Source organism: Streptomyces sp. NPDC054783, assembly GCF_053611725.1.
In genome coordinates this window covers 101,855-118,912 of the sequence record NZ_JBSHAY010000003.1, presented here as the reverse complement: position 1 = coordinate 118,912, position 17,058 = coordinate 101,855, and the positions used below count along the sequence as shown (strand labels likewise).

Annotated in this window: 15 protein-coding genes, 1 tRNA gene and 1 pseudogene; 13 read left to right on the top strand and 4 right to left on the bottom strand. The window is 70.2% G+C overall.

Going from position 1 to position 17,058, the window contains the following annotated elements:
* Nucleotides 1-5: 5 nt before the first annotated feature.
* The 3 genes and pseudogenes from ACWGJ5_RS07480 to ACWGJ5_RS07470 all read left to right on the top strand — a co-directional run bounded on the left by ACWGJ5_RS07480 (nt 6) and on the right by ACWGJ5_RS07470 (nt 2,695).
* Nucleotides 6-1,400 carry a cryptochrome/photolyase family protein gene (locus ACWGJ5_RS07480; protein ID WP_453308824.1) on the top strand — a complete coding sequence of 465 codons (1,395 nt, stop codon included), beginning with the start codon at nt 6-8 and terminating at the stop codon, nt 1,398-1,400.
* A 372-nt stretch (nt 1,401-1,772) separates the two neighbouring features.
* Nucleotides 1,773-2,045, top strand: a pseudogene (locus tag ACWGJ5_RS07475) (ferric reductase); the annotation flags it as partial.
* Nucleotides 2,046-2,089: 44 nt separating this feature from the next.
* A complete protein-coding gene (locus ACWGJ5_RS07470) occupies nt 2,090-2,695 on the top strand; it encodes an FMN-binding protein (protein WP_453308823.1) in 606 nt (201 codons plus the stop codon).
* Nucleotides 2,696-2,747: 52 nt separating this feature from the next.
* Here the strand turns inward: ACWGJ5_RS07470 and ACWGJ5_RS07465 are convergent.
* Nucleotides 2,748-2,821, bottom strand: a tRNA-Gly gene (locus ACWGJ5_RS07465).
* Between the two features lie 598 nt (nt 2,822-3,419).
* Between ACWGJ5_RS07465 and dcd the strand changes: the two genes are divergently transcribed.
* On the top strand, nt 3,420-3,995 hold the full coding sequence (gene dcd, locus ACWGJ5_RS07460; protein ID WP_055705140.1) for a dCTP deaminase: 576 nt from the start codon (nt 3,420-3,422) through the stop codon (nt 3,993-3,995).
* A 14-nt stretch (nt 3,996-4,009) separates the two neighbouring features.
* Nucleotides 4,010-4,519, top strand: coding sequence for a phosphoribosyltransferase (locus ACWGJ5_RS07455; protein ID WP_453308822.1), 510 nt, complete (start codon nt 4,010-4,012; stop codon nt 4,517-4,519).
* Between the two features lie 418 nt (nt 4,520-4,937).
* On the opposite strand, the gene ACWGJ5_RS07450 is transcribed toward ACWGJ5_RS07455, so the two are convergent.
* Nucleotides 4,938-6,008: a YIP1 family protein gene (locus tag ACWGJ5_RS07450; RefSeq protein WP_453308821.1), complete on the bottom strand. Its 1,071-nt coding sequence runs from the start codon at nt 6,006-6,008 to the stop codon at nt 4,938-4,940.
* 157 nt (nt 6,009-6,165) lie between these two features.
* Here ACWGJ5_RS07450 and ACWGJ5_RS07445 point away from each other — a divergent pair, with 157 nt between their 5' ends.
* Nucleotides 6,166-6,492 (top strand): antibiotic biosynthesis monooxygenase family protein, encoded by a 327-nt coding sequence (locus ACWGJ5_RS07445; RefSeq protein ID WP_453308820.1) that lies wholly within the window; start codon nt 6,166-6,168, stop codon nt 6,490-6,492.
* A 116-nt stretch (nt 6,493-6,608) separates the two neighbouring features.
* Nucleotides 6,609-7,523, top strand: a complete 915-nt coding sequence (gene sigJ, locus ACWGJ5_RS07440; RefSeq protein WP_453308819.1) for an RNA polymerase sigma factor SigJ — start codon at nt 6,609-6,611, stop codon at nt 7,521-7,523.
* 361 nt (nt 7,524-7,884) lie between these two features.
* Here sigJ and ACWGJ5_RS07435 read toward each other — a convergent pair whose 3' ends face one another.
* Nucleotides 7,885-8,622 (bottom strand): SDR family oxidoreductase, encoded by a 738-nt coding sequence (locus ACWGJ5_RS07435; protein ID WP_453308818.1) that lies wholly within the window; start codon nt 8,620-8,622, stop codon nt 7,885-7,887.
* Between the two features lie 129 nt (nt 8,623-8,751).
* Here ACWGJ5_RS07435 and ACWGJ5_RS07430 point away from each other — a divergent pair, with 129 nt between their 5' ends.
* Complete coding sequence (locus ACWGJ5_RS07430; protein ID WP_453308817.1) at nt 8,752-8,916, top strand: hypothetical protein; 165 nt, start codon at nt 8,752-8,754, stop codon at nt 8,914-8,916.
* A gap of 63 nt (nt 8,917-8,979) precedes the next feature.
* On the opposite strand, the gene ACWGJ5_RS07425 is transcribed toward ACWGJ5_RS07430, so the two are convergent.
* Nucleotides 8,980-11,247: a (Fe-S)-binding protein gene (locus ACWGJ5_RS07425; protein ID WP_453308816.1), complete on the bottom strand. Its 2,268-nt coding sequence runs from the start codon at nt 11,245-11,247 to the stop codon at nt 8,980-8,982.
* Between the two features lie 191 nt (nt 11,248-11,438).
* Between ACWGJ5_RS07425 and ACWGJ5_RS07420 the strand changes: the two genes are divergently transcribed.
* From ACWGJ5_RS07420 to ACWGJ5_RS07400, 5 genes are all read left to right on the top strand, one after another.
* Complete coding sequence (locus ACWGJ5_RS07420; protein WP_453308815.1) at nt 11,439-12,458, top strand: MraY family glycosyltransferase; 1,020 nt, start codon at nt 11,439-11,441, stop codon at nt 12,456-12,458.
* A gap of 94 nt (nt 12,459-12,552) precedes the next feature.
* Nucleotides 12,553-14,397, top strand: a complete 1,845-nt coding sequence (dnaK, locus tag ACWGJ5_RS07415; RefSeq protein ID WP_453308814.1) for a molecular chaperone DnaK — start codon at nt 12,553-12,555, stop codon at nt 14,395-14,397.
* The gene (grpE, locus tag ACWGJ5_RS07410) at nt 14,394-15,059 is read left to right on the top strand and encodes a nucleotide exchange factor GrpE (protein WP_453308813.1); all 666 of its coding nucleotides are present in this window, start codon (nt 14,394-14,396) and stop codon (nt 15,057-15,059) included. Before dnaK ends, grpE begins: the two co-directional genes overlap by 4 nt.
* Before the next feature lie 36 nt (nt 15,060-15,095).
* Nucleotides 15,096-16,268: a molecular chaperone DnaJ gene (gene dnaJ, locus ACWGJ5_RS07405; protein WP_453308812.1), complete on the top strand. Its 1,173-nt coding sequence runs from the start codon at nt 15,096-15,098 to the stop codon at nt 16,266-16,268.
* Between the two features lie 5 nt (nt 16,269-16,273).
* Nucleotides 16,274-16,720 (top strand): heat shock protein transcriptional repressor HspR, encoded by a 447-nt coding sequence (locus ACWGJ5_RS07400; RefSeq protein WP_453308811.1) that lies wholly within the window; start codon nt 16,274-16,276, stop codon nt 16,718-16,720.
* The last annotated feature ends 338 nt before the right edge of the window (nt 16,721-17,058 follow it).

Sequence of the window (17,058 nt, the reverse complement as noted above, 5' to 3'; positions counted from 1 at the left end):
GAACCGTGCGCGTCTCGGTCGCCCTGTTCACCGCCGACCTGCGGGTGCACGACAACCCGGTCCTGGTGGCCGCCCTCAAGGACGCGGAACGCGTGGTCCCGCTCTTCGTCGTCGACACCGGCATCCGCCGCACCGGCTTCGTCGTACCCAACCGGGCGGCGTTCCTCGCCGACAGCCTGGCCGACCTGGACGCGGCCCTGCGGGCTCGGGGCGGCCGGCTGGTGGTGCGCGTCGGGGACGTGGTCGAGGAGACCTGCCGGGTGGCGGCGGAGACCGGGGCAGCGGTGGTTCACATCGCGGCCGGGGTCAGCCGTTACGCGGCATGGCGCGAGGAGCGGCTGCGCGTGGAGCTGGGCGGCGACAGGCGTGAACTACGCGTCCACGCCGCCTCGTTGACGGCGGTACCGCCGGGCGCACTGACGCCCACGGGTGGGGACAAGGACCACTTCGCGGTCTTCACCCCGTACTTCCGCCGGTGGGAGGGCTTCTCCGTACGCGGCGTCCTGCCGGCTCCGGACGCGGTTCCCGTGCCGGACGTACGGTCGGCCGACCTGCCGCGCGCGGAGTCCCTCGCGGCGGGCCCCACCTCGCCGGGTCTGCCCGCGGGCGGGGAGTCCGAGGCCCGCCGCAGGCTGCGGTCATGGCTGGCGGGCCCGCTGTCCGCATACGACGATCACCACGACGACCTGGCCGCCGACGCCACCTCCAGACTCTCCCCCTACCTCCACTTCGGCTGCCTGTCACCGACCGAACTGCTGCACCGGGCCCGTGGCCAGGACAACCCCGGGGCGCATGCCTTCGTCCGCCAACTCGCCTGGCGGGAATTCCACCATCAGGTCCTGGCGGCCCGCCCCGACGCCGCCGACCACGACTACCGCCCCCGGCACGACCGCTGGCGCCACGCCATGGAGGAGGTCGAAGCCTGGCAGGAGGGCCGCACGGGCTACCCCGCCGTCGACGCGGCCCTGCGACAGCTGAGCCACGAGGGCTGGATGCCGGGCCGGGCCCGCCTGCTGGCGGCGAGCTTCCTCGTCAAGACGTTGTACGTGGACTGGCGGGTGGGGGCCCGCCACTTCCTGGGCCTCCTCGTGGACGGCGACATCGCCGACAACCAGCTCAACTGGCAGTGGGTGGCCGGTACCGGCACGGACACCCGCCCCAACCGGGTCCTCAATCCACTCACCCAAGCCCGTCGTTTCGATCCCCACGGAGAATACGTACGCCGCTGGCTCCCCGAGCTCCGAAACCTCGACGCCCCGATGATCCACCGTGTCCCGCACCTCGACGCCGCCGCTCGTTCGGACCTGGGCTACCCCGCCCCCATCGTGGATCTCGCGACGGCTGCCGCCCGGTTCAGGAAGGGGCGGGGAGCGGCCGGGCAACGTACGGCACGCAAGTAGAAGAACCCGCAAACAGCAATCCCCAGGCCACCGACCCGGGGTGTCGCGTGGAGCGGGCGACGAGAATGAACTCGCGTTTCTCGGCCTGGGAAGTGACGGCGCGTGAGCGGATGCTTGACTGCTGACCTGCGTGGATTCATTCTGCCGACACAATGGCGCGGGTCGCGGGTCGCGGGGCTCGCGGGAACGGGCGTGCCGGCGTCGTACCGAGCGGCTCACACCATGCTCTCCGGAGTGACGTCAATCACATCCGCTTCGGCGTCTGTGGGGCGGGAGCCGGGGCGGTCGCGAGGGCTCCGAGTGCGCCGCGCTACCTGCACCTGCTCACCTATGCCGGGGTCTACCTGGCCTTCTGGCACCAACTCGCCACGGTACCGGGCCCGTACGGCGGAGGAACTGGCGTTGCGGGACGAACTGGAGGCGATCGCGGACGCGCGCGGGGCGCAGTTGCTGTACGCCGTGAACAGACCCGATGGCCGCCGCACGGCGATCACCGCGAAGCTGCTGCGCAGGATCCTGCCGGACATCGCGCGGCACGACGTGTACCTGTGCGGGCCGCCGGGCCTGGCCGAGGAGTCGTACGCCGCACTGCGCGAGGCGGGCGTCCCGCACCGCCGCATCCACCACGAGTCCTTCGAGTTCTGAGGCGGAGCTGTGACACCCCGTACTGCTGATGCGCTGGTATCCCAGTGAGGAAGAAGCACCCGTTCCGCCACGCCCTGCTGGCCACGGTGGGCACTGTCTCCGGCATCGTGCTGCTGCTCGCGCTCAAGCCGACCACGGACCCGTCGCTGGCCCACGCCGAGCCGGCGATCACGTCGAGAGCCGCCGCGTCCCCCTCCCCGTCGGCGTCTTCACGCTCCGCGTCAGCGTCACCCTCGCCGTCGAAGGCGCCCACGAAGAAGCGCACTCCATCCCCTTCCGCGACGAGCACGAAGCCCTCGCACGCGGTGTCGGCCGCCCCTACCAGAACCAGTAGGGTCCCCTCCGCCCCGAAGACCACGTCGGCCGCACCCACCACCCGCACCGTCACCGGGGCCACGGATCAGACGAAGTACGGTCCGGTCCAGGTACGGATCACCCTCACAGGCAGCAGGATCACCGGGGCGACCGCTGTCCAGTCTCCCGACGGGACGGCGCGGAGCAAGGACATCAACTCCACGGCCGTCCCCAAGCTCAATCAGGAAGCCCTCACGGCACAGAGCGCGAACATCGACACGGTGTCGGGCGCGACGTACACCAGCGAGGGCTACAGGCAGTCCCTGCAGAGCGCCCTGGACCGGGCCGGCGTCTGAATTGCCCCCGGACAACGAATAACCCCCAGGCCACTGGCCTGGGGGTTCACAGTGGAGCGGGTGACGAGAATCGAACTCGCGCTCTCAGCTTGGGAAGCTGATGTTCTACCATTAAACTACACCCGCGTAAGTCGGACATGATCCTCGCGGGGTCGATGTCCGGACCTTGCTCACTGTACATCATCGCAGACCCCTGGTGCTCGGGCCCGGGGGTCTGAGCCTGTTTCAGGGGTGGGATCCGGCTGCGGGTGGGGCGAGTTGGGGCGTACCGTGGAGGCCTCGCGGAAGGCTCGCGGAGGGCTCGAGGGAGGCCGGAGCGCCGCCTGGAGAGTCGTGTCTTTGATCCCGTAATGTGGCTTTTGTCGTCAGGGCGGGAAGCCCGACGAGGCTCTTGGGGAAGGGACTTAAGGGACTTGATGGAACGCACCGTCGTCCGCTGTGCGGACGGGCACGTCTTCAGCGCCGCTTCGTTCCCGATGCAGCAGGCCGATCGGCTCGGCCCCGGCCGGCTCATGAGGTGCCCCCGGTGCGCCCGGCTCCGCAGTGTGGTGCCGGTCGCCCTGGAGAAGCGGTAGCGCAGCAGCGGTACCAGAGACACCAGCGGTAACGATGGACAGCAGGGTTAACACAGACGGCCAGCTGTAACAGACACGCCAGCGGTAACACAGGCGCGTGGAGTCGTCGCGATTGTCACGGCTCCGCGCGCCTTGCGTATCCTCGCTACGTGCTTCTCTCAGACAAGGACATCCGGGCCGAGATCGACGCCGGGCGGGTACGGATCGATCCCTACGACGAATCCATGGTGCAGCCGTCGAGCGTCGATGTTCGGCTGGACCGTTACTTCCGGGTGTTCGAGAACCACCGGTACCCGCACATCGACCCCTCGGTCGAGCAGCCCGATCTGACCCGGCTGGTCGAGCCGGAGGGCGACGAGCCGTTCATCCTGCACCCCGGGGAGTTCGTGCTCGCCTCCACGTACGAGGTCATCAGCCTGCCCGATGATCTCGCCTCCCGTCTCGAGGGGAAGAGCTCGCTCGGGCGGCTCGGGCTCGTCACGCACTCCACCGCCGGGTTCATCGACCCCGGCTTCAGCGGGCACGTCACCCTTGAGCTGTCCAACCTCGCCACTCTGCCGATCAAGCTCTGGCCCGGTATGAAGATCGGCCAGCTGTGCATGTTCCGGCTCAGCTCGCCCGCCGAGTTCCCGTACGGCAGCGAGCGCTACGGCTCCCGGTACCAGGGGCAGCGCGGGCCCACCGCCTCGCGGTCCTACGTCAATTTCCACCGGACCCAGGTGTGAGGTCAGCCACAAACATGAGTGACGTTCGGGAGAATCTGACCTACGAGCGGTTCGGCGCCGCCGTCCGCGACCTCGCGCAGACCATCGCCGACGACGGGTACGAGCCCGACATCGTGCTCAGCATCGCCCGGGGCGGGGTGTTCGTCGCGGGTGGTCTCGCGTACGCCCTCGACTGCAAGAACATCCACCTCGTGAACGTGGAGTTCTACACCGGGGTGGGGACCACCCTGGAAATGCCCGTCATGCTGGCGCCCGTCCCCAATGTGATCGACTTCTCCGACAAGAAGGTGCTGATCACCGACGACGTCGCCGACACCGGCAAGACGCTGAAGCTCGTGCGCGACTTCTGCCTCGACACCGTCGCCGAGGTGCGCTCCGCGGTGATCTATGAGAAGTCCCACTCCCTGGTGAAGTGCGAGTACGTCTGGAAGCGGACCGACGACTGGATCAACTTCCCGTGGAGTGTCCTGCCTCCGGTAAGTAGGTCGGGGGAGGCCGCCAAGCCGAACAAGGAGGCCCTGTAAGCCGGTCCCGATTCACTTCGCGCCCGGTGCGCCGCAAGGTACGCCAGGGCGCGGCGCAGTGGGACGAGGTGAACCGGTGGGGAGCAGGGGCGGCACCCGGTCGCCGTCGGCGGCACGACGAGCCTTCGCTGATGCGCCGCCCCGGACCAGAAGCACTGCACCGGCCGCCGGCGGTCAGTGCAGTTCTCGCCGTCGCTGCCGACCGCCATCCGGTTCCGCTCGGTGATGTCCGCGGGCGCGTGCCGGAGGGATCCTTGTCCAGGGAACGTTCCACGGAAGGTGCCTGGATCCGGGCCCCGCTCGCCGCGGGCGCATCCCGCGGAAGGCTTCGAGGGGGCCGGAAGCCCGATCGGAGCGGCTCATCATTGCACCCCGGCGATCTGCCGACGCACCTGCCTCCGGCTGGTGAGGCGGAAGGCTAGAACGTGCCCAGCTTCACGATCGACAGCAGCGCGATCAGCTGGATCGCCGACGCCCCCAGCGCCCGCGGCCAGGGCAGGTCGTGGGAGCGGGAGACCATCAGGGTCAGCAGGGCGCCCGCGCCGATCCAGGTGGCCCAGCCGAGCAGCTGGACGAAGGTCGCGTCGCCGCCGAAGAACATGGCGACCAGGAGTCGTGGCGCGTCCGTGAGGGCCGTGATCAGCATGGACAGGCCGACCGTCGGCTGCCAGGCGCCGTCGCCGCCGAGCTGACGGGCCAGGGTGTGGGTGACCACGCCCAGGACGAACAGGCCGAGCACCATCACGACCGCCGTGATCAGCACGATCGGCACCGCGTTGGCGAGCGTGGCGCCGATGGCGTCCTTGCGGGCGTTGTCGAAGCCGAAGACGGCCAGCAGGCCGTACAGGAAGGTGGTGATGAGCGCCGGGGCCCACATCGTGTAGTCACGCATGCGCAGGAAGGTCTGGTCGGGGGAGAGGATGATCCCCTTCAGCAGCTCCTTCCAGTGCAGCCGCGGGCCCAGCGGGGCGGCGGGCGCCGCGGTCGAGCCTGCCTGGTAGGTCGCGCCCTGCGTGTAACCGGCGGCCTCGTCGATCGAGAACGCCTGGGTGTGGCCCGGGTTGTTGGCCGCGTAGGGGTCCGGACCGGGAGCGCCGCCGCCCGGGTGGCCGCCGTCGTCCCCGAAGTACTCCGGCCCGTCGTCGCCCGGGCCCGGATAGCCGTAGGACTGTCCCGGCCGTCCGTACGGCTGCTGCCCCTGCTGCGGGTACGACCGCTGTCCGGGCGGCGGGTACGGCCGCTGCGGTGCCTGCGGGTAGCCGTACGCGGGCCCCGCGGGCTGCCCGTACGACGGTCCCGGCTGCCCGTGCTGCGGTCCGGGCCGGCCGTACGACGGTCCCTGCGGCGCCTGCTGTCCTTGGGGGGTGCGGTTGTCCCGGCCCCCGCGTCCGATCCTGAATCCAGCCACGTCATCGAACGTACCTGGTCCCGGAGAGTGACATGCCGGGCCCGGGCGTCCGGGCCCGGCTTTGCGGCCGACCTGTGACATCCCCTAAGGGACCGTCAGCGAATCGACCAGGGTGCGCTCAGGGGTTTCCCCCGGTTTCCCGCTCCGGCAGGGGCCCCGGCATTCATGCATGCGTCCGACAGGCCGCGACACCCCGGGGCGGCGGCGGAGCGCGGTGGTGGTGGGCGAGGATGGTGCCATGAGCGTAGTGAAGATCAATGTGCTGACCGTCCCAGCCGAGCAGCGGGAGGTGCTGGAGAAGCGGTTCGCCTCCCGGGCCCACGCGGTGGAGAGCTCCGACGGCTTCGAGTGGTTCGAGCTGCTGCGTCCCGTCGAGGGCACCGACACCTACCTCGTCTACACGCGCTGGCGTGACGACGAGTCCTTCCAGGCGTGGCTGGAGGGGCCGATGAAGGCCGCCCACCAGGGCGGCGGCGAGGACGCCGGGCGCCCGAAGCCCGCGGCCTCCGGCTCCACCCTGTGGTCCTTCGAGGTGGTGCAGCAGGCGGGGCCGAAGGAGGCGTAGCCGCGGGTCGGCAACTGCCTTGGCAGCAGGGTGTGTTGGCAGACGTCCTCGCGGTGCATGGGGTCTGCCTGTGACCTGTTGTTGTCCGCTGACCATCCTCGAAAGGCATCGGCACCATGGACGAGCGACAGCAGGACACCGAAGCATCGCTGGAGGAGGCGGCGGAGGTGTTTCAGCGGCTGCGGCCGCGGCTGTTCGGGGTCGCCTACCGCATCCTGGGCAGCGTCGCGGAGGCCGAGGACGTCGTCCAGGAGGTGTGGGTGCGCTGGCAGGGCGTCGACCGGGGCGCGGTGCTGGATCCCGGGGCGTTCCTCGCGACGGTCGCCACCCGGCTGGCCGTCAACGTGGCCCAGTCGGCGCGGGTCCGCCGTGAGGCCTATGTGGGACCGTGGCTGCCCGAGCCGGTGGACACCAGCGTGGATCCGCAGGTCGGCGCGGAGCGTGGTGAGGCGCTGGAGCTGGCCGTGCTGGTGGTCCTGCAGAAGCTGAACCCAGTCGAGCGGGCGGCCTACGTGCTGCGCGAGGCGTTCGCGTACTCGTACGGCGAGATCGCGGGCATGCTGGAGCTGAGCCAGGCCAACGCGCGGCAGATCATCAGCCGGGCCCGCAAACGCCTGTCCGACGAGCGCCGCGAGCCGGTGGCGGCGGCACAGCACCGACGGCTGGTCGAGGCCTTCGTCGCCGCCGCGCGGCACGGTGACGTGGCGGCCCTGGAGAGCGTGCTGTCGGCCGACGCCGTCGCCTACGCGGACGGCAACGGCATGCGCGGTGTGGCCCGGCTGGCGGTGGTGGGGGCCGGACGCGTGGCCAGGATCAGCGCCTTCACCCGGAAGTTCTTCCCCGGCGCCGAGTACGGCGTCGTCGAGGCCAACGGCCGTCCCGGCATACGTCTCACGCGGGACGGGTCCACCGTCGCCCTGGTCGGCGTCACGGCCGGCCCGGACGGCATCGACGGGCTGTACTGGATCCTGGCCCCCGACAAGCTACGCGCCTACGAGCGGTCCGCCCGCAGACCCACAGGCCACACGTGACGCACGTCCGCCACCGCAGGGCGGTCGTCCGGCGGCGACGCCGCAGGTTTGTCGGCCGCCGGCGGCGCGCGGGCGACGTCCCGGCCGACCGGGGGGGGGCGTAGCGGACGGGGTGATGCCGCGGGCCCCGTCGGTCGCCCGTGACGGGTGACGAGCTGCGGGTCTGCGAGCGTTCCGCCCGCAGGCCCGCAGGCCGCCCGTGGCGCACGTCCGCCACCGCAGGGCGGTCGGCCGGCCGCGACGCCCGGGCGACGCTGCAGGGCCGTCGGCCGCCCGCAGGCCCGCAGGCCGCCCGTGACGCACGCGCGACACCGCAGACCTCTCGGCCGCCCCTGGCGCACCCGCGGCGGTCGGCCGTCGGCTAGTTCCGCCCGAGCCAGTCCTCGTACCGGGTGGCGGCGAGGTGCGCGGTGGTGTCGCCCACGAGTACGTCGGGCATGCCCGCGAACGGTCCGGCGGTCTCGTCGGTGACGACGGTACGGCCGTCCGGCTTCGCCGCCAGGGTGATCTCGCCGAACCGGTCGAGCCGCTGGATCTCGGGGCCCGTGATGTTGCGCACGCCGTTCGACGGCCCGCCCTGCGCCGCCTCCGCGACGGCGGCGGCGACGTCGGAGGAGGCCATGGGACGCAGCCGCACGGACGGCAGGTGCACCTCCGTGCCCTCGGTGCACATGTCCATCACGGGAGCGATGAACTCGAAGAACTGCGTGGCGCGCACGATGCTGTAGGGCACGCCGCTGTCGCGCACGGCCTCCTCCTGGGCGACCTTGGCCCGGTAGTAGCCGTAGTCGGGCACCTGGTCGACGCCGACGATGGACAGCGTGACGTGGTGGCGCACGCCCGCCTCCTTCTCGGCCGCGAACAGGTTCCGTGCCGAGCGGGTGAAGAAGTCGAGCGCGGGCTCGGTGTCGAAGGACGGGGAGTTCGAGACGTCCACGACCACGTCCGCGCCCTTGAGCGCGTCTGCCAGGCCCTCGCCGGTGAGGGCGTTCACCCCCGTGGAGGGAGCGGCCGGCACGGCCTCGTGACCGCCCTCGCGCAAGCGCGCGACCACCTGTGAGCCGATGAGCCCCGTACCGCCGACAACCACGATCTGCATCACTGTCTCCGTTCGCTGACCGGACCTTCCGGCGGGTGCCGGCGCCATCCGCCGGACCCGGTGCGTGAGCACGCACACCAGCAGGACAGGGCAGCGGCCGGATCTGTGACAGCCGGGCGGGGCGTTCGGGTGTCGGTGCGCCCCGCGATCAACCGTGCCGGCGCCGCCCGGCCGTGCGTCAGCGTGAGCGCCGTCGGCAAGCGCTGGGCGAGCATCTTCGGCAAGCCCGGCATCACCGCCTCCGAGGAGACCCACCGCCGGGTGCCGGCCGTACTGTCCTGTCCGAACCGGTGAGGACATGACGGCGCCCCCTGCCTGTGCGGGGCAGGGGGCGCCGTACGACCTGGACAGCCGCCGTCACTTCACCGGTTCGGGCTCCGGCTCGGTCTCGCTCTCCGTCTCGCCGGCCGGGTCGACCGGGGTCCTTACCGAGTCGAGCAGCAGCTGGGCCACGTCCACGACCTGGATGGACTCCTTGGCCTTGCCCTCGTTCTTCTTGCCGTTGACCGAGTCGGTCAGCATGACGAGGCAGAACGGGCAGGCGGTGGAGACGATGTCCGGGTTGAGGGAGAGGGCCTCGTCGACGCGCTCGTTGTTGATGCGCTTGCCGATCCGCTCCTCCATCCACATCCGGGCGCCGCCGGCGCCGCAGCAGAAGCCGCGCTCCTTGTGGCGGTGCATCTCCTCGTTGCGCAGGCCCGGGACCTTGCCGATGATCTCGCGCGGGGGTGTGTAGATCTTGTTGTGCCGGCCCAGGTAGCACGGGTCGTGGTAGGTGATGATGCCCTCGACCGGAGTGACCGGGATCAGCTTGCCCTCGTCCACCAGGTGCTGCAGCAGCTGGGTGTGGTGGATGACCTCGTAGTCGCCGCCGAGCTGCGGGTACTCGTTGCCGATCGTGTTGAGGCAGTGCGGGCAGGTGGCGACGATCTTCTTCGCCGACTTCGGCTTCTTGGTCGACTCGTCCTCGTCGTCCTCGCCGAACGCCATGTTCAGCGCGGCCACGTTCTCCATGCCGAGTTCCTGGAACAGGGGCTCGTTGCCCAGGCGGCGGGCGGAGTCACCGGTGCACTTCTCGTCGCCGCCCATGATCGCGAACTTGACGCCCGCGATGTGCAGCAGCTCGGCGAAGGCCTTGGTGGTCTTCTTGGCGCGGTCCTCCAGGGCGCCGGCGCAGCCGACCCAGTACAGGTACTCGACCTCGGTGAGGTCCTCGATGTCCTTGCCGACGACCGGGACCTCGAAGTCGACCTCCTTGGTCCACTCCAGGCGCTGCTTCTTCGCCAGGCCCCAGGGGTTGCCCTTCTTCTCCAGGTTCTTGAGCATCGTGCCCGCCTCGGAGGGGAAGGCGCTCTCGATCATGACCTGGTAGCGGCGCATGTCGACGATGTGGTCGACGTGCTCGATGTCCACGGGGCACTGCTCGACGCAGGCGCCGCAGGTGGTGCAGGACCACAGCACGTCCGGGTCGATGACGCCGTTCTCCTCGGCGGTGCCGATCAGCGGGCGCTCGGCCTCGGCGAGCGCGGCGGCGGGGACGTCCTTCAGCTGCTCCTCGGAGGCCTTCTCCTCGCCCTCCACGGTCTTGCCGCCACCGGCCAGCAGGTACGGCGCCTTGGCGTGGGCGTGGTCCCGCAGGGACATGATCAGCAGCTTCGGGGAGAGCGGCTTGCCGGTGTTCCACGCCGGGCACTGCGACTGGCAGCGGCCGCACTCGGTGCAGGTGGAGAAGTCCAGCAGGCCCTTCCAGGAGAACTGCTCGACCTGGGAGACACCGAAGACGTCGTCCTCGCCGGGGTCCTCGAAGTTGATCGGCTTGCCGCCGGAGGTCATCGGCAGCAGGGCGCCGAGGGAGGTCTCACCGTCCGCGTTGCGCTTGAACCAGATGTTCGGGAAGGCGAGGAAGCGGTGCCAGGCCACGCCCATGTCCGTCATCAGCGAGACCGTGATCATCCATACGAAGGACGTCCCGATCTTGATCATGGCGGTGAGGTAGACCAGGTTCTGCAGCGCGGAGACGCTCAGGCCCTTGAACGCGAGCACCAGGGGGTACGAGGCGAAGTACGCGGCCTCGTAGCCGTGCACGTCGGCGAGGGCACCCTCCAGGCCGCGCAGGGTCATGATCGCGAGGCCGATGATGAGGATGACGGACTCGACGAAGTAGGCCTGGCCGAAGTTGGAGCCCGCGAACCGGGACTTGCGCCCCGGGTTGCGCGGGTGGCTCAGCTGGCGGATGACGATCAGGGTGAGGATGCCGAGCGTGGTCATCATGCCGATGAACTCGACGAACAGCTCGTACGGCAGCCAGTGCCCGATGACCGGCAACGTCCAGTCGGCCTGGAAGAGCTGGCCGAAGGCGTTCACCAGCGTCAGCACGAGCGAGAAGAAGCCGACGGCGACGAACCAGTGCGCGACGCCGACGACGCCCCACCGGTTCATCCGGGTGTGGCCGAGGAACTCCCGGATCACTGTGGCGGTGCGGGCGGTCCAGTCGTTGGTCCGGGTACCCGCCGGGACGTCCTGCCCGAGCCGGACGAACCGGTAGATCTGCGCGATGGCGCGGCTGAACAACGCGACGCCGACCACGGCGAGTACCAGCGACACGATGATCGCGGCGAGCTGCATGTGGGGCTCCTCGGGCCTGCGAGGGGTTCTTCGAGGGAATTATTACTAAGCGGTAACTTATGCGGTCCGTCTGAGACTACCCCCATCTTCCTGCGGGATGCAGCCGGGCGCGGGGTGATGCGCATCATCCCACGGCTGATCGGATCGTGTTATTCGTACCTAATCGCTCCTTTCGCCCCTACCTTAGAGCCGTGCTCTACGGGATCGCCGCCGCTACCGCCGCCCTGCTCCTCGCCGCCTTGCTCTCGGCGCTGCTCAGGGTGCCCGCGCTGCGGGCGGGCATCGTCGACCGGCGCCGTCAGCGGCGGCTGCCGCTGCTCGGCGGGCTCGCCGTGGTGGTTGTCACCTGTCTCGTCGCCTGGGTGGGGCAGCGCACCGCGATCGCGCCGCTCGGGGACGGGGTCGACCGGCTGCTGGTCGCCGCCGCCTCGGTCGCCGCGCTGGGCCTGGTCGGCGACGTCTGGCGGATCCGCGCGCGCGTGCTCGTCGCGGGTACGGCCGTGGCGGCGGCCTGTGTGGTGCCGTACCAGGAGACGGGCGTGCTGGGCGGGATCCTCGCCGTGGGGTGGATCGTCGTCGCCTCCCTCGCCTTCAGGGGGCTGGATCACGCGGACGGGCTCGCGGGGACCGTCGGGGTCGTCACCGCGTTCGGGGCGGGGGCCTGCGCGGCCGCCGAACTGATGGACGGGCTCGCGGTCCTGCTGAGCGTCCTCGCCGCCGCCCTGACCGGCTTCCTGATGCACAACTGGCATCCCGCACGGATCGGGCTCGGCGCCTGCGGCTCGCTGTTCACCGGGTTCCTGCTGTCGTCGTCCCTCGTCTTCACGCGCGCGGGGTACGGTCTCGTGCCGAGCGTGGCGGTGATGTTCTGCCTCAGTGCGGTGGCCGTCGCCGACGCCGTCCTCGTGGTCCTCGCCCGGCGGCTGGCCGGGCGCCCGCTGCTGCGGCGCGGCCCCGACCATCTCGTGCACCGGCTGCGCCCGCTCGGTCTCACCCCGCAGGGATCCGTCGTGCTCCTGGGGGCCGGCACCTTCTCCTCGGCGCTCGTCGGGGTGCTCGTGCACACCGGATGGACCGGCGAGGGGGCCGTGCTGTGGGTGGCCGGAGGGGCGCTGCTGATCGTCGGTGTCGCCCTTCGCATCCCTGTCCAGCAACCCCGACAGGTGCCATCGACGCAGGTCAGCGGCCCATTGCGTGTAAGGAACGGATAAGACTTGAGTCCTGCTGACTCAGGTCTGTTGACCGGGCGCGGGCCGTCGTGCACACTTGAGTCCGTTCCACTCAAGTCAGCTGGAGGAAACAACCATGGCACGTGCGGTCGGCATCGACCTGGGCACGACTAACTCCGTCGTCAGCGTTCTGGAGGGCGGCGAGCCCACCGTCATCACCAACGCCGAGGGTGCCAGGACCACGCCGTCCGTCGTCGCCTTCGCCAAGAACGGTGAGGTGCTCGTCGGCGAGGTCGCCAAGCGTCAGGCGGTCACGAACGTGGACCGGACCATCCGCTCGGTGAAGCGCCACATGGGCACCGACTGGAAGATCCAGCTCGACGGCAAGGACTTCAACCCGCAGCAGATCTCCGCGTTCATCCTGCAGAAGCTGAAGCGGGACGCCGAGGCCTACCTGGGCGAGAAGGTGACCGACGCGGTCATCACCGTCCCGGCGTACTTCAACGACTCCGAGCGTCAGGCGACCAAGGAGGCCGGTGAGATCGCCGGTCTGAACGTCCTGCGCATCGTCAACGAGCCGACCGCGGCCGCGCTGGCCTACGGCCTCGACAAGGACGACCAGACGATCCTCGTCTTCGACCTCGGTGGCGGTACCTTCGACGTCTCGCTGCTGGAGATCGGCGACGGTGTCGTCGAGGTGAAGGCCACCAACGGTGACAACCACCTCGGTGGTGACGACTGGGACCAGCGCGTCGTCGACTACCTGGTCAAGCAGTTCGCGGCCGGCCACGGCGTGGACCTCGGCAAGGACAAGATGGCCCTGCAGCGTCTGCGCGAGGCCGCCGAGAAGGCCAAGATCGAGCTGTCCTCCTCCACCGAGACCTCGATCAACCTGCCGTACATCACGGCGTCCGCCGAGGGCCCGCTGCACCTGGACGAGAAGCTCACCCGGGCTCAGTTCCAGCAGCTGACGGCCGACCTGCTGGAGCGCTGCAAGACGCCGTTCCACAACGTCATCAAGGACGCCGGCATCTCCATCAACGAGATCGACCACGTCGTCCTCGTCGGCGGCTCCACCCGTATGCCCGCCGTCGCCGAGCTCGTCAAGGAGCTGACCGGCGGCAAGGAGGCCAACAAGGGCGTGAACCCGGACGAGGTCGTCGCCATCGGCGCCTCGCTCCAGGCCGGTGTCCTCAAGGGCGAGGTCAAGGACGTCCTGCTGCTCGACGTCACCCCGCTGTCCCTCGGTATCGAGACCAAGGGCGGCATCATGACCAAGCTGATCGAGCGCAACACCACGATCCCGACCAAGCGCTCCGAGATCTTCACCACGGCCGAGGACAACCAGCCGTCGGTGCAGATCCAGGTCTACCAGGGCGAGCGCGAGATCGCGGCGTACAACAAGAAGCTCGGCATGTTCGAGCTGACCGGTCTGCCGCCGGCGCCGCGCGGCGTCCCGCAGATCGAGGTCTCCTTCGACATCGACGCCAACGGCATCATGCACGTCACGGCGAAGGACCTCGGCACCGGCAAGGAGCAGAAGATGACCGTCACCGGCGGCTCCTCGCTGCCGAAGGACGAGGTCGACCGGATGCGCCAGGAGGCCGAGCAGTACGCGGAGGAGGACCACCGCCGCCGCGAGGCCGCCGAGACCCGCAACCAGGGCGAGCAGCTCGTCTACCAGACCGAGAAGTTCCTCAAGGACAACGAGGACAAGGTCCCGGGCGAGATCAAGACCGAGGTCGAGGAGGCCGTCGCCGAGCTGAAGGAGAAGCTCACGGGCGAGGACACCGCCGAGATCCGCACCGCCACCGAGAAGGTCGCGGCCGTCTCGCAGAAGCTGGGCCAGGCCATGTACGCCGACGCCCAGGCCGCGCAGGCCGGCCCGGAGGGTGCCGCCGCCGGTGGCGCCAAGGCCGCCGACGACGACGTCGTGGACGCCGAGATCGTGGACGACGAGCGCAAGGACGGTGCCGCGTGACGGAGGAGACCCCGGGCTTTGAAGAGAAGCCCGACGTCCCCTCCGGCGCCACCTCCGACGACGCCGAGCCGAAGGCCGCCTCCTCCCAGGAGGGGGCGGCCCCGGCCGGGGACGGAAACGAAAGTGCCGGTCTGGTCGCCCAGCTGGACCAGGTGCGCACCGCGCTGCACGAGCGCACGGTGGACCTCCAGCGGCTCCAGGCCGAGTACCAGAACTACCGCCGCCGGGTCGAGCGGGACCGGATCACGGTCAAGGAGATCGCCATCGCGAACCTCCTGACCGAGCTCCTGCCCGTGCTCGACGACATCGGCCGCGCGCGGGAACACGGCGAACTGGTCGGCGGCTTCAAGTCGGTGGCCGAGTCGCTGGAGACCGTCGCGGCCAAGATGGGCCTGCAGCAGTTCGGCAAGGAGGGCGAGCCCTTCGACCCGACCATCCACGAGGCCCTGATGCACAGTTACGCGCCGGACGTCACGGAGACGACCTGCGTGGCGATCCTGCAGCCCGGGTATCGCATCGGCGAGCGCACCATCCGCCCCGCGCGGGTGGCCGTCGCCGAGCCGCAGCCGGGTGCGCAGACCGTCAAGGCCGAGGGCGCCGAGGACACCACCGAGGCGAAGCAGGCCGACGACAAGGAGAACGGTGGCCCGGACGAGGGCTGACGTGAAGACCACTGAGGGGAAGGAGGGACGTCGGGGATGAGCACCAAGGACTTCATCGAGAAGGACTACTACAAGGTCCTCGGCGTCCCCAAGGACGCCACCGAGGCCGAGATCAAGAAGGCGTACCGGAAGCTCGCCCGCGAGTTCCACCCGGACGCCAACAAGGGCAACGTCAAGGCCGAGGAGCGCTTCAAGGAGATCTCCGAGGCGAACGACGTCCTCGGCGACCCCAAGAAGCGCAAGGAGTACGACGAGGCTCGCGCCCTGTTCGGCAACGGCGGCTTCCGCCCCGGGCCGGGCGCCGGCGGCTCCTTCAACTTCGACCTGGGCGACCTCTTCGGAGGCGGCGGGACCACCACCCAGGGCGGAGGCTTCGGGGGCGGACTCGGTGACGTCTTCGGGGGCCTGTTCAACCGCGGCGGCACCGCCGGCACGCGGACCCAGCCCCGGCGCGGCCAGGACATCGAGTCCGAGGTCACGCTGAGCTTCACGGAGGCCATCGAGGGCGCCACGGTGCCCCTGCGGATGTCCTCCCAGGCGCCCTGCAAGGCCTGCTCGGGCACCGGCGACAAGAACGGCACACCGCGCGTGTGCCCGACCTGCGTCGGCACCGGGCAGGTCGCCCGGGGCTCCGGCGGCGGCTTCTCGCTCACCGACCCCTGCCCCGACTGCAAGGGCCGCGGCCTGATCGCCGAGCACCCCTGCATGGAGTGCAAGGGCAGCGGACGCGCCAAGTCCTCGCGCACCATGCAGGTCCGCATCCCGGCCGGGGTGACCGACGGCCAGCGCATCCGGCTGCGCGGCAAGGGCGCGCCCGGCGAGCGGGGCGGATCGGCGGGCGACCTCTACGTCGTCGTACACGTCGGCGAGCACCCGGTGTTCGGGCGCAAGGGCGACAACCTCACGGTGACCGTCCCGGTGACCTTCGCCGAGGCCGCGCTCGGCGGCGAGGTGCGGGTCCCCACCCTGGGCGGCCCGCCCGTCACCCTCAAGCTGCCGCCCGGCACGCCCAACGGCCGCACCATGCGCGCCCGGGGCAAGGGCGCGGTCCGCAAGGACGGCACCCGCGGCGACCTGTTGGTCACCGTCGAGGTGCGTGTGCCCAAGGACGTGTCGGGGAAGGCTCGTGACGCGCTCGAGGCGTATCGCGAGGCGACCGCGGGCGAGGATCCGCGGGCGGAGCTGTTCGAGGCCGCGAAGGGAGACTGAGAGAGATGGACGGCCGTCGACGTAACCCGTATGAACTGACCGAGGAGACCCCGGTCTACGTCATCTCGGTGGCGGCCCAGCTCTCCGGACTCCACCCGCAGACGCTGCGCCAGTACGACCGCCTGGGCCTGGTCTCCCCCGACCGCACCGCGGGCCGGGGCCGCCGCTACTCGGCCCGTGACATCGAACTGCTCCGCCAGGTGCAGCAGTTGTCGCAGGACGAGGGCATCAACCTGGCCGGCATCAAGCGCATCATCGAACTGGAGAACCAGGTCGCCGCCCTGCAGTCCCGCGTCGCGGAGCTGGAGGCGGCCCTGGACGGCGCGGCGGCCGCGATGCAGCAGCGCGAGGCCGCCGTCCACGCCTCCTACCGCCGCGACCTGGTCCCGTACCAGGAGGTCCAGCAGACCACCGCGCTGGTGGTGTGGCGGCCGAAGCGGCAGCAGGACTGAGCAGGACTGAGCGAACACGGTGAAGGGGCCCGCGGTCTTCCGCGGGCCCCTTCACCGTGTCAGGAGCCGCACGGAGCCTGGCTGGGTTCGTTCGGTCGTCTGGTCGAGTCGGGGAAGCGGCGCACGACCGCCGGTGATCACGACTCGCGGAGAACCCGGCTGGTTGCACCGATCTTTGCCGATCCGTGAACTCCCTTTGAATGGAGGGTCCGTAAAGAGTGTTTGGAGATGATTCCGCTCCTCCTTCACAGGGTCAGCCGAGCGTGGTGTTGCGGACTCGTTAAGTGATTCCGCTTGACGCCGGGTGGGGCCTCCGCGTTGTCTTTTCAGACACCTGG

What these genes read in the sequence shown, in the direction of transcription:
- ACWGJ5_RS07455 (WP_453308822.1), top strand. Translation starts at nt 4,010, where the DNA reads ATGAGTGACGTTCGGGAGAATCTGACCTACGAGCGGTTCGGCGCCGCC.
- ACWGJ5_RS07450 (WP_453308821.1), bottom strand. Translation starts at nt 6,008, where the DNA reads ATGTCACAGGTCGGCCGCAAAGCCGGGCCCGGACGCCCGGGCCCGGCA.
- ACWGJ5_RS07445 (WP_453308820.1), top strand. Translation starts at nt 6,166, where the DNA reads ATGAGCGTAGTGAAGATCAATGTGCTGACCGTCCCAGCCGAGCAGCGG.
- sigJ (WP_453308819.1), top strand. Translation starts at nt 6,609, where the DNA reads ATGGACGAGCGACAGCAGGACACCGAAGCATCGCTGGAGGAGGCGGCG.
- ACWGJ5_RS07435 (WP_453308818.1), bottom strand. Translation starts at nt 8,622, where the DNA reads ATGCAGATCGTGGTTGTCGGCGGTACGGGGCTCATCGGCTCACAGGTG.
- ACWGJ5_RS07425 (WP_453308816.1), bottom strand. Translation starts at nt 11,247, where the DNA reads ATGCAGCTCGCCGCGATCATCGTGTCGCTGGTACTCGCCGTGGTCGGC.
- dnaK (WP_453308814.1), top strand. Translation starts at nt 12,553, where the DNA reads ATGGCACGTGCGGTCGGCATCGACCTGGGCACGACTAACTCCGTCGTC.
- dnaJ (WP_453308812.1), top strand. Translation starts at nt 15,096, where the DNA reads ATGAGCACCAAGGACTTCATCGAGAAGGACTACTACAAGGTCCTCGGC.
- ACWGJ5_RS07400 (WP_453308811.1), top strand. Translation starts at nt 16,274, where the DNA reads ATGGACGGCCGTCGACGTAACCCGTATGAACTGACCGAGGAGACCCCG.